The 16,214-nt window shown below is 64.1% G+C and carries 17 protein-coding genes; 3 read left to right on the forward strand and 14 right to left on the reverse strand.

Translation table 11 applies throughout. The features are described 5' to 3' along the window. The first annotated feature begins 674 nt into the window (after window positions 1–674). Window positions 675–1,292, forward strand: coding sequence for a DUF6188 family protein (locus R4P47_RS18160; RefSeq protein WP_317785348.1), 618 nt, complete (start codon window positions 675–677; stop codon window positions 1,290–1,292). On the opposite strand, the gene R4P47_RS18165 is transcribed toward R4P47_RS18160, so the two are convergent. Together R4P47_RS18165 and R4P47_RS18170 are read right to left on the reverse strand one after the other, a co-directional pair. Then, entirely contained in the window at window positions 1,271–2,020 is a 750-nt protein-coding gene (locus R4P47_RS18165; RefSeq protein WP_262498609.1) for a YqjF family protein, read from the reverse strand. The genes R4P47_RS18160 and R4P47_RS18165 overlap by 22 nt on opposite strands. 23 nt (window positions 2,021–2,043) lie before the next feature. Further along, window positions 2,044–2,712: an SIMPL domain-containing protein gene (locus R4P47_RS18170; protein WP_317785349.1), complete on the reverse strand. Its 669-nt coding sequence runs from the start codon at window positions 2,710–2,712 to the stop codon at window positions 2,044–2,046. An 87-nt stretch (window positions 2,713–2,799) separates the two neighbouring features. On the opposite strand from R4P47_RS18170, the gene R4P47_RS18175 reads away from it, so the two are divergent. Next, the gene (locus R4P47_RS18175; protein WP_300522453.1) at window positions 2,800–3,792 is read left to right on the forward strand and encodes an isopenicillin N synthase family dioxygenase; all 993 of its coding nucleotides are present in this window, start codon (window positions 2,800–2,802) and stop codon (window positions 3,790–3,792) included. Here R4P47_RS18175 and R4P47_RS18180 read toward each other — a convergent pair. Then, window positions 3,786–4,214, reverse strand: coding sequence for a DoxX family membrane protein (locus R4P47_RS18180; RefSeq protein ID WP_300522456.1), 429 nt, complete (start codon window positions 4,212–4,214; stop codon window positions 3,786–3,788). The genes R4P47_RS18175 and R4P47_RS18180 overlap by 7 nt on opposite strands. A 34-nt stretch (window positions 4,215–4,248) precedes the next feature. Here R4P47_RS18180 and R4P47_RS18185 point away from each other — a divergent pair, with 34 nt between their 5' ends. Beyond that, entirely contained in the window at window positions 4,249–5,316 is a 1,068-nt protein-coding gene (locus tag R4P47_RS18185; protein ID WP_317785350.1) for a DNA polymerase IV, read from the forward strand. Here R4P47_RS18185 and R4P47_RS18190 read toward each other — a convergent pair whose 3' ends face one another. The 11 genes from R4P47_RS18190 to R4P47_RS18240 form a co-directional block, all read right to left on the reverse strand. Next, window positions 5,317–6,021 carry a tellurium resistance protein gene (locus R4P47_RS18190; protein ID WP_094615559.1) on the reverse strand — a complete coding sequence of 235 codons (705 nt, stop codon included), beginning with the start codon at window positions 6,019–6,021 and terminating at the stop codon, window positions 5,317–5,319. It lies immediately after the preceding gene. Window positions 6,022–6,095: 74 nt separating this feature from the next. Next, a complete protein-coding gene (locus R4P47_RS18195; RefSeq protein ID WP_317785351.1) occupies window positions 6,096–6,572 on the reverse strand; it encodes a heme-degrading domain-containing protein in 477 nt (158 codons plus the stop codon). Then, complete coding sequence (gene mgrA / locus R4P47_RS18200) at window positions 6,569–7,621, reverse strand: L-glyceraldehyde 3-phosphate reductase (protein WP_317785352.1); 1,053 nt, start codon at window positions 7,619–7,621, stop codon at window positions 6,569–6,571. The genes R4P47_RS18195 and mgrA overlap by 4 nt, the downstream gene beginning before the upstream one ends. Window positions 7,622–7,631: 10 nt before the next feature. Then, the gene (locus R4P47_RS18205) at window positions 7,632–8,264 is read right to left on the reverse strand and encodes a bifunctional 4-hydroxy-2-oxoglutarate aldolase/2-dehydro-3-deoxy-phosphogluconate aldolase (RefSeq protein WP_283347507.1); all 633 of its coding nucleotides are present in this window, start codon (window positions 8,262–8,264) and stop codon (window positions 7,632–7,634) included. Beyond that, the gene (locus R4P47_RS18210; RefSeq protein WP_317785353.1) at window positions 8,240–8,995 is read right to left on the reverse strand and encodes an IclR family transcriptional regulator; all 756 of its coding nucleotides are present in this window, start codon (window positions 8,993–8,995) and stop codon (window positions 8,240–8,242) included. The genes R4P47_RS18205 and R4P47_RS18210 overlap by 25 nt, the downstream gene beginning before the upstream one ends. A gap of 24 nt (window positions 8,996–9,019) precedes the next feature. Continuing rightward, on the reverse strand, window positions 9,020–9,940 hold the full coding sequence (locus tag R4P47_RS18215) for a sugar kinase (RefSeq protein WP_094639845.1): 921 nt from the start codon (window positions 9,938–9,940) through the stop codon (window positions 9,020–9,022). Continuing rightward, complete coding sequence (locus R4P47_RS18220; protein WP_317785354.1) at window positions 9,933–11,438, reverse strand: tripartite tricarboxylate transporter permease; 1,506 nt, start codon at window positions 11,436–11,438, stop codon at window positions 9,933–9,935. Before R4P47_RS18220 ends, R4P47_RS18215 begins: the two co-directional genes overlap by 8 nt. Next, the gene (locus tag R4P47_RS18225) at window positions 11,435–11,944 is read right to left on the reverse strand and encodes a tripartite tricarboxylate transporter TctB family protein (protein ID WP_317785355.1); all 510 of its coding nucleotides are present in this window, start codon (window positions 11,942–11,944) and stop codon (window positions 11,435–11,437) included. Before R4P47_RS18225 ends, R4P47_RS18220 begins: the two co-directional genes overlap by 4 nt. Then, window positions 11,941–12,936 carry a tripartite tricarboxylate transporter substrate binding protein gene (locus tag R4P47_RS18230; protein WP_255183385.1) on the reverse strand — a complete coding sequence of 332 codons (996 nt, stop codon included), beginning with the start codon at window positions 12,934–12,936 and terminating at the stop codon, window positions 11,941–11,943. Before R4P47_RS18230 ends, R4P47_RS18225 begins: the two co-directional genes overlap by 4 nt. A gap of 247 nt (window positions 12,937–13,183) precedes the next feature. Beyond that, on the reverse strand, window positions 13,184–14,935 hold the full coding sequence (locus tag R4P47_RS18235) for a pyruvate dehydrogenase (protein WP_317785356.1): 1,752 nt from the start codon (window positions 14,933–14,935) through the stop codon (window positions 13,184–13,186). 187 nt (window positions 14,936–15,122) lie between these two features. Beyond that, window positions 15,123–16,175: a LacI family DNA-binding transcriptional regulator gene (locus R4P47_RS18240; protein ID WP_317785357.1), complete on the reverse strand. Its 1,053-nt coding sequence runs from the start codon at window positions 16,173–16,175 to the stop codon at window positions 15,123–15,125. Between the last annotated feature and the right edge of the window lie 39 nt (window positions 16,176–16,214).

Raw genomic sequence — 16,214 nt, forward strand, 5'->3', positions numbered from 1 at the left:
AACCCGGAAGCTAAGCCCTCCAGCGCCGATGGTACTGCACTCGACAGGGTGTGGGAGAGTAGGACACCGCCGAACACAACATCCCAGAATGGCCCCCGACCACGGTCGAGGGCCATTCTGCATTTCGAAACCACCCACACCACCACACACCCACGCACCTGACGAACGCGCGCGCGTCCGCCATCCGCGCGCACAATCGCAACCCGACCGGTCACCATTTCCCGCGCACCTGACGAACGCGCGCGCATTCGCATACAGCCCGGGCCTGACCTCGGGGTGGCGGACAGAAGACGCGACCGCGGACTGCGGCCGCTCGTAGGAGTGCAAAGGCGCGCGCATTCGCCATCTGCGCGCACAATCGCGCCCCGAACAGTGACCATTCCCCGCGCACCCGACGAACGCGCGCGCATTTGCGGACGATGCCGAGGCGGGAGCAACTGCCATGCCTGCAATAGCGGACCCCGTGCTGCCCGGCACCCCAGCCGCCCAGCCCCCACCCCCCTCCGACACATACGCGCGCGTTTGCCATCCGCGCGCAGAATCGCACCCCGACCACTCACCATTTCCCGCGCACCCGACGAACGCGCGCGCATTCGCGACGAGCCAGGTCGAACACCCTCTCCCCGGCGAGGCTTTGTGGGTGTCGAACAGATTCTGTGGCACAGTCGATGTCGATGAAACTCCCCGTCGAACAGCGCCGTGTCAGCAGAGTTCTGCTCGATTTCGATCTGAGCATCGAGTTCGACAACGGTGCCAGCATTGCTTTCAGTGAGGTAGTGATCGATGGCCTCACTGTCGATGAAGACAATCAGTTCGAGGGTCTACGAGCCTTCGCAACACTGCACGGTCTCGTCTGCGAAGACGCAGACTACGACGAATCCGGTGTCCTCCGCCTGACGTTCGAGGGCCGGCAAAGGGTGGTGGCCGCCCCGCGAGACGAAGTCGAATCCTGGGAGTACACCGCGGTGGACGGTTCGACCGTGTTGTGTGGACCGGGAGGGGCCGTCGAATCGTGGCCCGCACCCGAACATCAGAAGGCAGAGCCCCCGACCGTCGAAAGGCTTCCCTCCATCGGTGCCACTGTGGTCCGGCTCTCGACCGGCGACGATCCTGCCGTCGAATTCTCGGACGGCACGAAGCTGTTGTTCGACCTCGCCCTCGACGCCGGGTATCTCGTACTGCGGGAGAGTGTGACGTCGAGCTCCCACTCGGACGGTGCTGTCACAGAGGGAGATTGGGTCGTCGAACTATCCTCGGGTCACGTGATCTTCTACCGGCCGCGCACGGTGTAGGGCTTGCCGAACTGAGTTTCGACACCGGGGGAGTACAGCACCGAGTCGGGTGGCCGGGTACTGACATCGGGTAGGCCTGCCGCAGCGACGAGCTCGTCGGAGCAGTGGGTGAGTTGAGCATCGACCAGCTGCCAGTGTCGGTGCACGTTCGGTACGTAGAGCAATCGCCCGGCCAACGATGTGTGCAAGCCCCATCGCGCGGTGAGGAAGACCGCGAGTGCGTCCTCGGACATATCGCGAGTTCCTCGGACGATTCCGAAGTCCGTTGTGGCACCGCGATGCGGGGGAGCGAGTCTCCGACTTCGATAGCCGATTGTCGTCGTGTCGTCGTCTATGTCGATCGACGACCAGCGATAGGGAATGCGAGCGGCGTTGGTACCCAGAACAACTGCGAGTCTGGATGCCTCCAGAGATCGGAACACGACGCCGCGTCGACCTTCCGCGTCGATCGAGTACAGGCGCACGTTGATCTCACCGAACGTGCCGAAGTACGGAACGGGGTGACGGTAACCGAGGCCGGCACCGACCATGTGGAAGCCGATCAGCCCGACCCACGACGAGCCGTCGAATTCGTCGGGCGTGCACCCGCGAGGCAACAGCGGGGCGACGGCCGAGCTCGGAACCCGCCAATGCAGGAAGACGAGCCGTTCCCAGCGCTGATCCATCAGGATCGGACGAGGCAGCAGCGGCGGCCGCGGCCAGAGGCGTCGGGCATCGTCTCGATTCATGATTCGAGCCTAGGCGCAACGCGTCAGGAGGCCGTGAACCGGGCGTGCACGCTCGCGGAGATCGTGATGTTCTCGGGTTTCAGTGCGAATCCGGCAGGGGTCGACTGCGCGGCGAACATGCGAGCGGAGGGCTCGGCTCCACCATGTTCGGTGGTCCCAGGAAGCAGACCAGGGTCGGCTATCGCGACGGCGTGCACGCCCGTACGGCCCAGGCTCGATGCATAGGCCTCGGCCTTGGAGACAGCGTCGCGCACAGCGAGTTCTCGGACCGCGAGAGTACGAGCGGTTCTGCTGGATTCGGTGAGGTCCCAGTCGAAGTGGTCGATCGACACTCCCTCCAGTGCAGAGGCTGCGTAGACGAACGCGTCCACCAGATCGAGTTGGCTGAACTGCACCTCCACCGACGCTTCGGCTTGGTAGACGTAAGGGAGTTGTTCTCCGTCGTTGTTGAACGGGCGGTGGCGCGAGTGGCGCACCTGGTCCACCGACCAACGATCGATCGGTCCGCCGTCGCTGTTGTAGAGCGGCTCGACCAGTCTGGTGAGCTCCCGGACGAGTTGCTGAGCGGGTTCGGACGCGGACTCCGCCGTGCGGCCGTCGGTGCGAACGGTGAGCGAGAGTGTGCACTGCTCGGGTGGGTAGGTCGCTGCGCCGTGACCGACGACGGTGATGTCGAGTGCTTCAGGGCTCATGGCGTCCAGTCTGGCATCCACGCGCCGATATTCACCGAACCTCAACAGTGCTGGCCGACGCGTCAGGTGGGGAGGACAATTGCGAGCATGCTTCCCGTTCTGGATCTCGGTCTGGCCGACGACGACCCCCGCTCGTTCGAGCTGTCGCTGCGTGAAGCGGCTCACGGGTCCGGCTTCTTCTATCTCGTCGGACACGGGATCGAGAACGCTCGTATGCACGATGTGCTTCGCCTAGCGCGTGAGTTCTTCGCCGTGCCGGACCATGTCAAGGACGAGATCAGTCAGCTGAAGAGCCCGCACTTCCGCGGTTACTCGCGGGTGGGTGGCGAGCTGACCAACGGTCGGGTGGATTGGCGGGAGCAGATCGACATCGGGCCCGAACGTCCGGCGATCGAGGGTGCGGAGGGCTACTGGAATCTTCAGGGCCCCAATCTCTGGCCTTCGCAGCCCGCAGGATTCAGAGAGACGTTCGAGCGGTGGGAACGGACGGTGTCGGGTCTCGGACTCCGGCTGCTTCGGCATTGGGCACATTCCCTGGGGGCGCCCGAGAACGTGTTCGACGACGCTTTCGCCACCGCGCCCGCGACACTGATGAAGGTCGTGCGTTACCCGGGCACTCCAGATCATTCGCAGGGCGTCGGTGCGCACAAGGACTCCGGGGTGTTGACGCTGCTGCTCGTCGAGCCGGACTCGACCGGGCTGCAGGTGGAGACGACACCCGACACCTGGATCGATGTGCCGCCGCTGGACGGGGCGTTCATCGTCAACATCGGCGAGCTGTTGGAAGTGGCGACCGGTGGCTATCTTCGCGCGACGCGGCATCGGGTGGTCGCGCCCGGGCCCGGCACCGATCGAGTCTCCGTGCCTCACTTCCTGAGCCCCGCCCTCGATGCCGTCGTACCTGTCATCGAACTGCCACCGGAGTTGGCGCTGCAGTCACGGGGCGTCGAGAATGATCCCGACAACCCCATCTATCGCACGTACGGCGAAAACGCGTGGAAGTCCCGAACGCGAGCGCACCCTGACGTGGCGCAGTTGCACCACGGCGTCGTGCCGGCAGGTCAGCAGTCCACCTACTGACGGCCCGATCGCCCCCGTCGGGACGCGCGGAACTGGGCCCAGGCACCGGTGCACCACAGCGCCCAGACGATCAGTAATGGCTGGAACAGCAATCGGATTCCTCGTGCTGTATCGGAGTCCAGGCCGAATGCATCGGTGTGGGTGACGAACTGCGAGATGTTGCCGGGGAAGACCGCGACGAAGAACGCCGCGACGACCCAACCGACGAGCGGTGCCCGAGCCGTCCAGAACAGCAACGCCAGGCCGAGCACGATTTCCACGACGCCCGATGCCAGTACGACGAAGTCGGTGCTCAGCGGCACCCACTCGGGAACCTGCGCTGCGAACGTCTCGCGCGCCCAGAAGAGATGACTGAGGCCGGCGAAGACGAGGAACGCTCCCAGTACTACCCGTCCGATGGTGCGAGATATCGATTTCGTCATGGCGTCATGAGACACCACAGGCAGACTGAGCACTATGACCGGGAGTACACCGACCGACTCAGCGCGGCACCGATGGGTACTGCACGTCGACCTCGATCAGTTCATCGCTGCCGTGGAAGTGCTCCGCAATCCGGATCTGGCGGGCAAGGCAGTGGTGGTCGGCGGCAGGGGAGATCCCACCGAGCGTGGGGTGGTCTCGACCGCCTCCTACGAGGCGCGTGCGAAGGGCGTCGGATCCGGAATGCCACTGCGCGTCGCCGCGAAGAAGATTCCCGACGCCGTCTTCCTCCCCGTGGACAAGCCGGCGTACGACGAGGCGTCGGCGATGGTGATGGACACCCTGCGGACGTTGGGATTCGTCGTCGAGGTGATCGGTTGGGACGAGGCTTTTCTCGGTGTCGAGACCGATGACCCCGAGGGGGTAGCGAAGACAGTGCACGACGCTGTCTTCGACGCGACGGGGCTGCATTGCTCGGTGGGCATCGGAGACAACAAGTTACGAGCCAAGATCGCCACCGACTTCGACAAGCCGCAGGGCGTCTACCGGCTCACACAGGACAATTGGTTCGAGGTGATGGGCGATCGCGGTACCGATGCGTTGTGGGGGATCGGCAAGAAGATCTCGAAGAGGCTGGCCGCCCTCGGCATCTCGACAGTCCGAGAACTTGCCGATGCCGAGGACGCGGACCTCGCCGCCGCGTTCGGGCCGAAGATCGGTCCGTGGCTCGGTACGAAAGGACGAGGCATCGACCTCGCACCGGTGACGTCCGAGCCGTGGGTTGCACGGTCGCACAGCCGTGAGATCACGTTCCAGACCAACGTCGCCGACTGGGCGGTCATCCGAGACGAGGTGGCCGGTTTGACGTCGAAGGTGTTGGCCGACATCGAGGCCGAGAACCGGCCGGCAGTTCGAGCTGCACTGAAGATTCGCTACGCGCCGTTCGAGACGCATACCGTCAGCGCACCGATCGTCGGCGCGCCGACCTTCGATCCGGAGATTCTGACCTCTGCTGCGGTAGCGCTCGTCGATCGCCTCGACCACACGAGAGAGGTTCGATTGATCGGCGTCCGGCTGGAAATGATTCCGCCGCAACCTCTCTGACTACTTGCGGCCCGCCGCCCAGCGCAGTCCCCAGCCGTACTTCTTGTCGAGATCGGCCTGGCTCCCCTGGATGTACTCGACCTCGCGGGTGACGGTGATGCCCGCAGAGGTGTTCTCCAACAACGCGATCGAGCAGATTCGCGCGGAGTTCTCGGCAGAGTCGAGGCGTACCTCTACCTGCGGTCCGCTGGTGGGGTAGAGCGTCACCACTCCGTCCACTGCGGCCCAGTTCGGTGCGCCGTCGTAGATCATCGCGAAGATCAGGATTCGAGCGAACTTCTCGGGATGGGCAAGGTTGATGTGCATGTTCTCGCCGCCGCTGACCGAACCGGAGCGATCGTCACCGTCGAGCGCGATGAACGGGGCATCCTGCAGTGAACCGAAGCTGTTTCCGAGTGCCTGGACGACGCCTTTGGAACCGTCGCGCAGTTCGTAGAGGCAGCCGAGGTCGAGATCGACACCGCCGGAGCCGTACGACGCAGCGGCCAGCTTGGCCAGGAAGCCCTTCTTCTTCGGCTGTGCCGCGGGTGCGCCGGTCGACCAGTTCAGGTTGACCCGCATCGAACCCTGCTTCTCGCCGGACTTGGTGAGGCTGATCGTCGGTGACGCCTTGGACAGCGTCACTTTGCTCAGGCTGACAGGAGCTCCGGGTTGCTGCGCTGGGTTCTGCCCGGTCGAGGGCTTGCGGGTGTAGTCGATGGCCATGGTCGTGCCTTTCGATCGCGGTGTGCCCGAAATGCCTAGTGACCCTAACAAACCGACCACCCGTGCCCCGGCCGCTACCTCGGATCGGAGATTTGCGACCGGCGGAACAACTCCACTTGTTCGTCTACGAACGTGTGGTCGTCACGATGAGGTAGGCCGGACACACCGACGAATCCGACTATGCCCACCCTCCGGACAACGATGGGAAGAACCCCGCCCGCAGCTGCGAATTCGTTGTGGGGAAGTCGCGAGTCCGTGTCGAAATCGCGGCCGGTCGAAGTGAAGAGTTCGAGCACGTCCAATGAACTGCGGCCATAGCGCTGCGCGGTGGCGATCTTGCGGTTGAGCCAATGATCGTTCTCCGGATATGACCCGGGGAGCGCGGTGTGAAATGCGCGCTGTTGGCCGTGCACCACCCCGATGACGATCGGGAGCCCGCGTTCGACTGCAGCACTGCGCAACTGGCAGCCCAGGGTCCAGGCGTCGTCGTAATCGAAGGAGGAGAAGTGCACCTGTAGTTCGTCCGGCAGCACGGCGTCGGCGGTGTTCACGCGGTGCTCGATGCCAGCCAGATATTGAGGCCTCCGTCGACTGCGTACTCGTCGATCTCGGCGAGGTCACTGTCGGAGAACTCCGGACTCTGCAGTGCAAGAACGCTGTCGGCGAGTTGGTCTGGGCGTGACGCACCGATCAGTACAGACGAGATCTGCGAACGACGAAGTACCCACGCCAGCGCCATCTGGGCGAGCGGCTGACCGCGCCTTTCGGCGATCTTGTTCAGCGCAGTCACGTTGTCCAGGTTTTCCTGCGATAGCATTCCCTCGCGCATCGTCTTGCCTTGCGTGGCGCGTGATCCGTCGGGAATACCGTCGAGGTACTTGGTCGTCAGCAGCCCCTGTGCCAGCGCGGAGAAGGCAATACAGCCGATTCCCTGAGCGTCGAGTACGTCGAGCAACGACGGCTCACCGTCCTCGACCCAGCGGTTCAGGAGTGAATACGACGGTTGGTGGATGGCCAGTGGGGTTCCGAGATCACGCAACAACGCGGCCATCTCGACGGTTCGCGCTGCCGAATACGACGAAATACCGACGTAGCGAGCCCTACCCGAGCGCACAGCGGCGTCGAGTGCGCGTGCTGTTTCCTCCAGCGGAGTATTCGGGTCGAAACGATGACTGTAGAAGATGTCCACGTAGTCGAGCCGGAGGCTGCGCAACGAATGGTCGAGGCTGCCGAGGAGATACTTGGCTCCGCCCCCGCGGCCGTACGGACCCGGAAAGAAGTCGTACCCGGCCTTGGTGGACACCACGATCTCATCCCTGAGATTCGAGAAATCCTCGTGCAAGATGCGCCCGACATTCTTCTCCGCTGACCCCAGCGGCGGACCGTAGCCATTGGCGAGGTCGAAGTGAGTGATCCCGAGATCGAAAGCGGCTCTGATGATCTCTCGCTGACGTTGCAGAGGCGTGTCGTCGCCGAAGTTGTGCCACATGCCGAGTGAGACCGCAGGCAACACCAGTCCGGAGGCTCCCACGGCGCGGTAGTGCATGGATTCGTAACGAGAGGACGACGGGGTGTAGGCGTCGTTGAGTAGCGAGGGCATGGTGGATCTCCTATCGAACTGCGAGAAGGTTGGAGAGAAGGTCGATTTGGACCTCGTCTTCGAGGGCGGACCCAACGGCGATCACGCTGGCTCCGGCTGCGAGGTAGGCAGGGGCGTTCCGTGCATTCATGCCTCCGGTGGCAACGAACTTCACCTGCGGAAACGGTCCTCGCATCGCAGTGAACCAATCGGCGCCGAGTATGGAGGCAGGGAAGGCCTTCACCCAGCTCAGGCCGAAGGCGGCGGCGTGCTGTACATCGGTACCGGTTGCCACACCCGGCAGGTGCGGCATTCCTGCGGCGATGCTGGCATCGGCAACCGCGGGATCGAATCCGGGTGCCACAGTGAACGATGCTCCGCAATTGTGTGCTCGAGCCACATGTTCGGAGCTGACTACGGTGCCTGCCCCGACCACGAGCCCACGTTCACGCGCGGCGTCCGCCACTGCGGCGAGTGCGTCGAGTGCAACCGCAGACTGGATCGGTACTTCGATGCAGGTGATTCCGGCATCCCAGCCCCGACGAGCGAGTTCGACGGTTCGTTCGGGTGAGAAACCCCGCAGGATTGCCATGACGGGAGTGTTCGTGAACGCTTCGTCGAACCAGGAGTTCGCCTGAGCTACCCCGTATTCTGTGGTCTCCATCCGAGCTCCTTGGATATGTTGTAGGTCACTGCCTTCAGATCGGGCAGCAGAAGACCGAGTGCGGTGAGATCGGCACGGCCCTTGAGGGCTGTGACCGAGACTGCTGCGACGACGCGGTTCGCGGCGTCGCGTACCGGCATTGCGACGCAGTTGACGTAGTCCTCGTATTCGGCGTCGTCCACGGACCAGCCTCGCTCTGCGACGACCGCGAGTTCGTCGTCGAATTGCGCCCGCGAGGTGATCGTGGTGGACGTGTATTTCTCGAATTCTGCTGCAGCCATTACTGAATCGACCGTCTCGGCATCCTGGAACGCCAGGATTGCTTTACTGACGCCTGCTGTGTGCAGACATACCGATGCGCCGATCTGCGAGAACAATTTGATCATGCCGGGCTGTTCGATCTTGTCCATGTAGATGATCCGATTCGCCTCCAACGCGGCGAGATGGATTGTGTGCGAGCACTGCTCGCCGAGCCCGACGAGGTAGGGGCGCGCTACGTTGGCGAAGTCGAACTGTTCGCGGGCGGCATTCGCCAGCCCGGCGAGCCGGTATCCGACGCTGTACTTGCCGTCCTCTCGTCTGCGAGTGAGTCCGTAGTCGGTGAGCGTCTGCAGTACTCGCAGGGCTGTCGATCGGTGTACGTCGAGGTGAGCTGCGACCTCGCTCTGCGTGCGCGGCCGCACGGCGACGTATTCGAGTATCTCGACTGCACGTTCCACGCTCTGCGACATCTGCTGACTCCTGTTCGTACGGGTTCACCCATGAGTGCGGACCCCGGTGATAGCTGGAACGTAGTCGTTGGTACTGGACAACGCTCGTGCGGCAAGGTCGTGTCCCAGAGACAATCGTTCGCGAGCCTCCTTGCCAGTCAGCAGGCCGGACAGGTACCCCGCCGCGAACGCATCCCCCGCTCCCACCACTTCGACAACGTCCACTCGGTGTGCCGGCACGAATGTCGCACCCGCCGATGTGATCTCGGTGGCACCGACGTCGCTGTCCTTGACCACGAGTGTCTCCACTCGATGCGGCCCGGCATCCATCAATGTGCCGATGGATCTTGCGTCGGTGGTGCCCCACAGCTCGGCCGACTCGTCTCGGCCGACGAACACCACGTCGGCGCGTCGTGCGAGTTCGAGCAGGATCGGACCGGCCTCCGCTGTGCTCCAGACTCCCGGACGGTAGTTGACGTCGAAGGAGATGCGTGTAGTCGAGCCGACACACAGGTCGAACAATGCGCGCATCATCTCCAGACACGAATCGGACAGCCCGGCGTTGATGCCGGAGACGTGCACCAGAGGTGCCTCTCGCAGCGGTAGGCCGTCCAGGGTTGCGGGAGACATGTGTGAGGCCGCAGACCCTCGCCGGTAGTAATGGACCGTTGTCGCTGTGCCTTTCGGGTCCTTGAAGTACACCCCGGTGGGAGCTTCGTCCGCGAAACGCACGAGGGAGGTGTCGACGCCGTGCGCGGCGATGTCGTCGACAATACGGCGGCCGAGCGGGTCGTTGCCGACGCGGCTGGCCCAGGCGACGTCGTGGCCCAGTTCGGCGAGATACAGGGCGACAGTCGATTCCGCACCGCCCATGTGCAGCGTGAACAGGTCTGCGGACGCAAGAGGTGTCGCGTCGACGGGTGCGACCAGTGTCATGGTCTCACCGATGCAGATGACCTCAGGCATCGATGTCCTCCATGGCCTCGCGGCGGCGGGTCTTCGTCAAGACGGTCCGAATGTGGGGGCCGACGACGGCAAGCACACTGAGCACCAGCAGACCGACCGCGATCGCGCTCGTGTAGATGCTGGCGGCGCCGTCGATCAGGAATGCACGGCGAATGTTGCTTTCGGCCAGAGGACCCAGAATGAGCCCGAGTACCAGCGGCCCTGCCGGAAAACCGTTGCGTCGCAACACCAGACCGAGGAGGCCGAACACGAGCATGAGTCCGACGTCGAATGCACTGTTCTGTACGGCATAGGTACCGACCATGCAGAACGTGATGATCACGGCCCACAGGTACTGCTGGGGGAGATCCAGCAGCTTGATGACACCGCGCATGCGGACCAGTGCCAATGCGAGGGCGGCGAAGGTGGCGAGCAGCATGATCGCAGCGAGGCTGTAGACGAGATCGGGTGAGTTGACGAACAGCGCCGGGCCGGGTTGCAGGCCCCAGATCACCATCGATCCGATCATGACCGCCATGACGGCATCTCCCGGAACACCGAGTGCCAGAGTGGTTGTCACCGATCCGCCCATGGTCGCGGTACTTGCGGTATCCGCCGCGGCGAGTCCCTCGATTGAGCCCTTGCCGAACTTCTCCGGTGTCTTCGATGCACGCCGCGCTTGGTCCCAGGAGACGATTCCGGCGATGTCGCCGCCTGCTGCGGGAACCACACCGACTACTGCGCCGACGCCGGAGCCGATCATGGCCGGTTTGATCAATTCACGTCGCTCGGCCTTGTCCGGCCACCACTTGCCGAGTTGTGTGATGGGCGTCGGGATCATGTTGGGGTGCCGAGTGATCATCTGGTTGAACACCTCTGCGATGCCGAACAGTCCGACGATCGCGGCGATGAACGGAATGCCGGAGCTCAGTTCGTTCATCCCGAACGTGAAACGTCCGTCGCCAGTGATCGGGTCACGGCCGATGGCCCCGAACAGGAGTCCGAGTACACCGGCGAACAATCCTTTGACTACGCGTCCGCCGGATACACCGATCATCATCGTCATTCCGAAGACGACGAGTGCGAACATCTCCGCCGGGCCGAACTCCAGCGCGATACTGGCGATGGGTTGTGCGGCGAAGATCAGAATACAGATGCCCACGACCGAGCCGACGGCCGAAACCAACGCCGAGCTGGTCAGAGCAACTCCGGCGCGGCCTTGTTTGGCCATCGGAAATCCGTCGAACGTCGTCGCGATGGAGGCCGGGGTGCCGGGGGTGTTGATCAGGATCGCCGGGACGCGGTCGCCGAACTGCGCCGCGACGTAGATGGACAGTAGAACCGAAAGGCCCTGCAGCGGTTCGAGTGTGAGGGTGAAGCCGGCGGCGAGAGCGACGGCCATAGCGGCGGTGATACCGGGAACTGCACCGACGAGGGTGCCGAGGAGGACACCGACCAGCAGGCACAGACCAATGCTCGGATCGAGTAGTGCGCCCAGGCCTTCCGCGACCGCGCTCACAGTGGAACCTGCAACAACAAGCCGAAGATCAGCCACAGAATTGCGGTGGTGACGATCGGGAACACGGCGAGAGCTTTGACGCCGCGACCGCCCGAGATCGCTGTGATGGCTGCCAGTAAGAAGACGGTGACGAGCCGGAAGTCCAGGTACTGCCAGGCAAATCCGTAGACGACGATGGTCGCGAGCGTCGCTGCCAGCACGAACCCGCCGGATGCAGTGATGGGCGGTTCGTCCGAAGTGATACGGCTGAGAAGGGACTGCAGCGCCAAACCGAGTCCGATGACGATCATCGCGACGGCAAGGGCTGTGGGCCACCAGCGCGGTCCGAACTGTTGCCCTTCGCGGGCGACGTCGATGCGGCTGGTCATGACGTAGACGAGTACGCCCAGGGCGATGACCGAGACGGCGACAGCCACCTCGTACGATCGCCGGTTGGGGGAGCGCGGGGTATCCGCACCTGCGTCTTCCACCATCTGATCGACGGTGGGTAGGTCTCGGGTGGTCATTCCTGGGCCGCCAACTCCGCGAAGCGATCGGATTCGGATCCCACGAACGAGGTGGTCTCGCCGGCCGGACGGTAGAGCGGCAGATTGCCGCCGGATTCGATCAGATCGATGTATTCGTCTGTGGCCGAGGCCGTCTCGATGGACTGCTCCAGCTTCGTGGCAACATCCTCGGGCAGGCCGGTCGGCGCCGCGATGACGGCCCAGCTGCCGATCACCACATCGAGCCCGAGTTCGGTGGCGGTGGGGACCCCGGGAAGTGCGGGTGCCTGGTCCTCGGTGAACACGGCGAGTACACGCAGGCGTCCGTCGGAATGCGCCGGTGCAGTTTCGCCGATGCCTGCGACCACTGCATCCACCTGAGATCCGATTGCAGCGGTCACCGCGGGTGCGCCACCGTCGAACGGGACTCCGGTGAACTCGACACCGGCTACGCGGCCGAGCTCGACAGCCCCTGCCTCCCAGATGGACCCAGGTCCGGCATTGGACACGGTGATGGAACCGGGGTCTGCGCCGGCTGCGGCTATCAGATCATCGAGGGTCTGATAGGGGCTGCTCGCGGGCACTGCGATGGTGCCGGGTTGGGAATTGACCTGGCCGAGAAAGTCGTAGGCCGCCGGGTCGATGGAATAACCCTGATGGCCGAGCAAGCTCACCTCGACTGGAAGAACGCCGATCGTGTAACCGTCGGCGTCCTGGTCGGCGAGATACTGCATGCCGATGGAACCCGCTCCGCCAGGCCGATTTTCGACGATGACACTGACGCCCAGGTCGGCTTCCATCTGCTTGCCCAGCGTGCGTGCGGTGAGGTCTGTTGCGCCACCTGCGGACGTCGGCGTCAGCAGGGTGATGTTGCCGCTCGGATACGTTTCGCCGTCGCCACCTCCCGATGAGCGGTCGGCACAGCCGGCGACTCCGCCGATGAGTAGTACTGCCGCGGCACTGCTGCCGACGGCGACCCTGACGGTGCGGGAGCGGAACGTGAATGTGGGCACGGGGTCCTCCGGGGGTGAGGTGTATCTGGTGGATGGCGGAGCTTCTGTTGCGCTGTATGCAACAGCGTTGCTGACTGTGCACACAGAGTAACTCATGTGTGACCCCCGGCATAGACTTTCTTTACTGTGATGGAGCGCGCTGCGCTGTCGAGGTCGAGCCGATCGAACCACCGACAGAAAAATCGGCGCGACGGGTGAGACCTCGAAGGGCCACCCATCGCGCCGATGTCTCGGGCGCCGATTCGATCTACGGCCGTGGCACGTTACGCAGATTCGACTTGGCCATCCGCATTGCCTCGCCGACGCCGCCGTTGAGCACGACCTTGCTCATTGCGAGCGCGAATCCCTTGATCTGCTCCCCGGTGATGGTCGGGGGAACGGACAGTGCCAGCGGGTCGGTGATCAGCTGAACCAGTGCCGGACCGTCGACAGCGAACGCGGTTTCGAGTGCGCCGCGAATGTCCTCGGGCTGCTCGACGCGTTGTGCGTGAATACCCGCGGCGGCAGCGATGCCGGTGTAATCGACCTGCGGCACGTCGACGCCGAAGTCGGGCAGACCGTCGACGAGCATCTCGGCCTTGACCATGCCGAGCGTGGAATTGTCGAACAACACGATCTTGACGGGCAGCTTGTACATCGCGACTGTGAGGAGTTCGGAGAGCAGCATCGAGAACCCGCCGTCGCCGGAGATCGACACGACCTGGCGGCCCGGATTGGCGAACTGCGCTCCGATGGCGTGCGGCAGGGCATTGGCCATGGAACCGTGCAGCATCGACGCGACGAATGCCCTTCTGCCGGTGGGGTTGATGTAGCGCGCGGTCCACACGTTGCACATGCCGGTGTCCGTGGTGAACACCGCATCGTCGGCGGCGAGGTCGTCGAGAACCGACGCGGCGTATTCGGGATGGATGGGGACCAGCTTCTCGGCGTTGTGGGTGTACGCGCCGACGGTCTTCCCCATCAGGTCGTTGTGCTTGTCCACCCACTTCTCCACGTAGCGGCGATCGGTCTTGCGAGTGACCAATGGCTGCAACGCATTCAACGTCGCGAGAACATCACCGTGGATCGGGTACTGCACCGAGGTTCGACGCCCCAGCTTCGTGGGATCGATGTCGATCTGCGCGGTCGTGACGTCCTCGGGAAGGAACTGCTGATAAGGAAAGTCGGTGCCGAGCAGGATGAGCAGATCCGCGTCGTGGATTCCTGCATGGGCCGCGCCGTAGCCCAGCAGACCTGTCATACCGACGTCGTACGGGTTGTCGTACTGGATGAACTCCTTGCCGCGCAACGAATGTCCGACGGGAGCGCCGATCGTGTCGGCGAACGCGACCACCTCGTCGTGGGCGCCCTTGACTCCGTAGCCGGCGAAGATAGCAACCTTCTCGGCGTTGTTGATGGCGTCGGCCAGCTTCTGGATGTCCGACGCAGGCGGTGTGACGATCGGTGTGGACGCAATGGCGATCGGATCCATCGTGCCGGCCGCCGACAGCTCGGCGATGTCGCCGGGGAGCGTCAACACAGACACTCCACCGCCGGTGATGGACGCATTGATCGCTGCGCGGAACACCCGGGGAGCCTGCGCGGCGGTGGACACGAATTCGTTGTAGAGCGAGCACTCACCGAAAAGGCGGTCGGGGTGCGTCTCCTGGAAGTAGCCCGAGCCGATCTCGCTGCTGGGGATGTGCGACGCGATCGCCAGAACCGGTGCGCCGGAACGGTGTGCGTCGTACAGGCCGTTGATCAGATGCAGGTTCCCGGGCCCGCAGGAGCCGGCGCAGACGGCCAACGTACCGGTGGTCTGCGCGTCGGCCGATGCGGCGAAGGCCGCGGCTTCCTCGTGTCGGACGTGGATCCAGTCGATGCCGCCCTTGGCCGATCCGCCGGTGCGGCGCACCGCGTCGACCACAGGATTGAGACTGTCGCCGACGATGCCGTAGATGCGTTGTACGCCGGCGTCGACGAGTCCTCGAACGAGTTGATCGGCCACTGTGGTGGGCATTTCACTGTCTCCTCAAAATTTCGGTGACGCACCGATGTGCCTCGGCTGCGTCTTGTCGACGCCTTCCCTGCACCGAGGGTCTGCCAAACATGGACGTGCACGTCCATGAGGGCCGTCACGAGGAAAGTGCTGGTAGAACGCCGTGGCGATCTCCGTCACGTCGCACTACGCCCACCGATGACTGCGGTTACCCGCCGACCGGCGAGAACTGTGCCGGTGCAGTTCGCCCCGGAACCGTGGAGTCGCGGACGACCAGCGTCGGTGTGAGTGCCACCGAGGACACCGGCAGCCCGTGGGTGACGGCCAACAGCATTTCGGCTGCGCGTGTGCCGATTTCGCGGTGCGGACTGTGAATTGTCGTCAAGGGCACCGTCAGTTCGCTGCAGATCGAGATGTCGTTGTACCCGACGACGGCAATGTCGCGTCCCGGCTGTAACTGCGCTTCGCGCAGGACGCCGAGGACTCCGATGGCGCTGAAGTCGTTGGTCGCGAAGATCGCGGTCGGAGGTGTCGGTAACGCCAGAAGTGCTGTGGCCCCGCGTCGTCCGGCCTCGGGATCGAAGCCCTCTTCCCGTACGTACTCGTCCGGAACGTCGATGCCTGCATCGCGGAGGGCAGCTCGGCAGCCGTCCAATCGGTCGATTCCGGTGCTGGCCCACGCCGGGCCGGACACGATCCCCACTCGGGTGTGGCCGAGCCTGGCCAAGTGCTCGCCGGCAAGGTAGCCGCCCCGATGATCGTCGCACGTCACCGAGGTCATCCCCGGGTATCTACGGCTGATGAGTACGAACTTGATCCCTCGGCGGTGAAGGTCCTCGAGGTTCTCGCTGTCGAGGCGAGCATCACCGAAGATCAGGCCGTCGACGTTGCGGCCGAGCAGCAGATCGATGCGTCGACGCTGCTGAATCGGATCGTCGTGGGTGTTGGCGACGAAGGTCTCGTACCCGGCACGGTTCGCTGTTTCCTCGATGGCGTCGTACATCGCCGAGAGCACCACGTCGGTCAACCGCGGGACCAGTACTCCGAACGCGGTGGACTTCTTGGTGGTCAAGCTCGCCGCGTTGGGGTTGGGGACGTACTCCATCTCGCGGGCCAGCTCGAACAATCGCAGGTCTCCCGCGCTGGCACCGGCCGGGTCGAGCGCGACGCGTCGTAGAGCTCGGGAAACGGTCGAGACATGCACTCCCGCAGCAGCTGCGACCGTTTTGAGCGTGACGCTTCCCGACGTAGTGCTGTCCACTGGCGGTTCCCCTCGGTCCTCCGTCGGCGCTGCCCCGAC

Origin of the sequence: Rhodococcus sp. IEGM 1370 (assembly GCF_033142325.1) — a bacterium.
Lineage (GTDB): Bacteria > Actinomycetota > Actinomycetes > Mycobacteriales > Mycobacteriaceae > Rhodococcoides.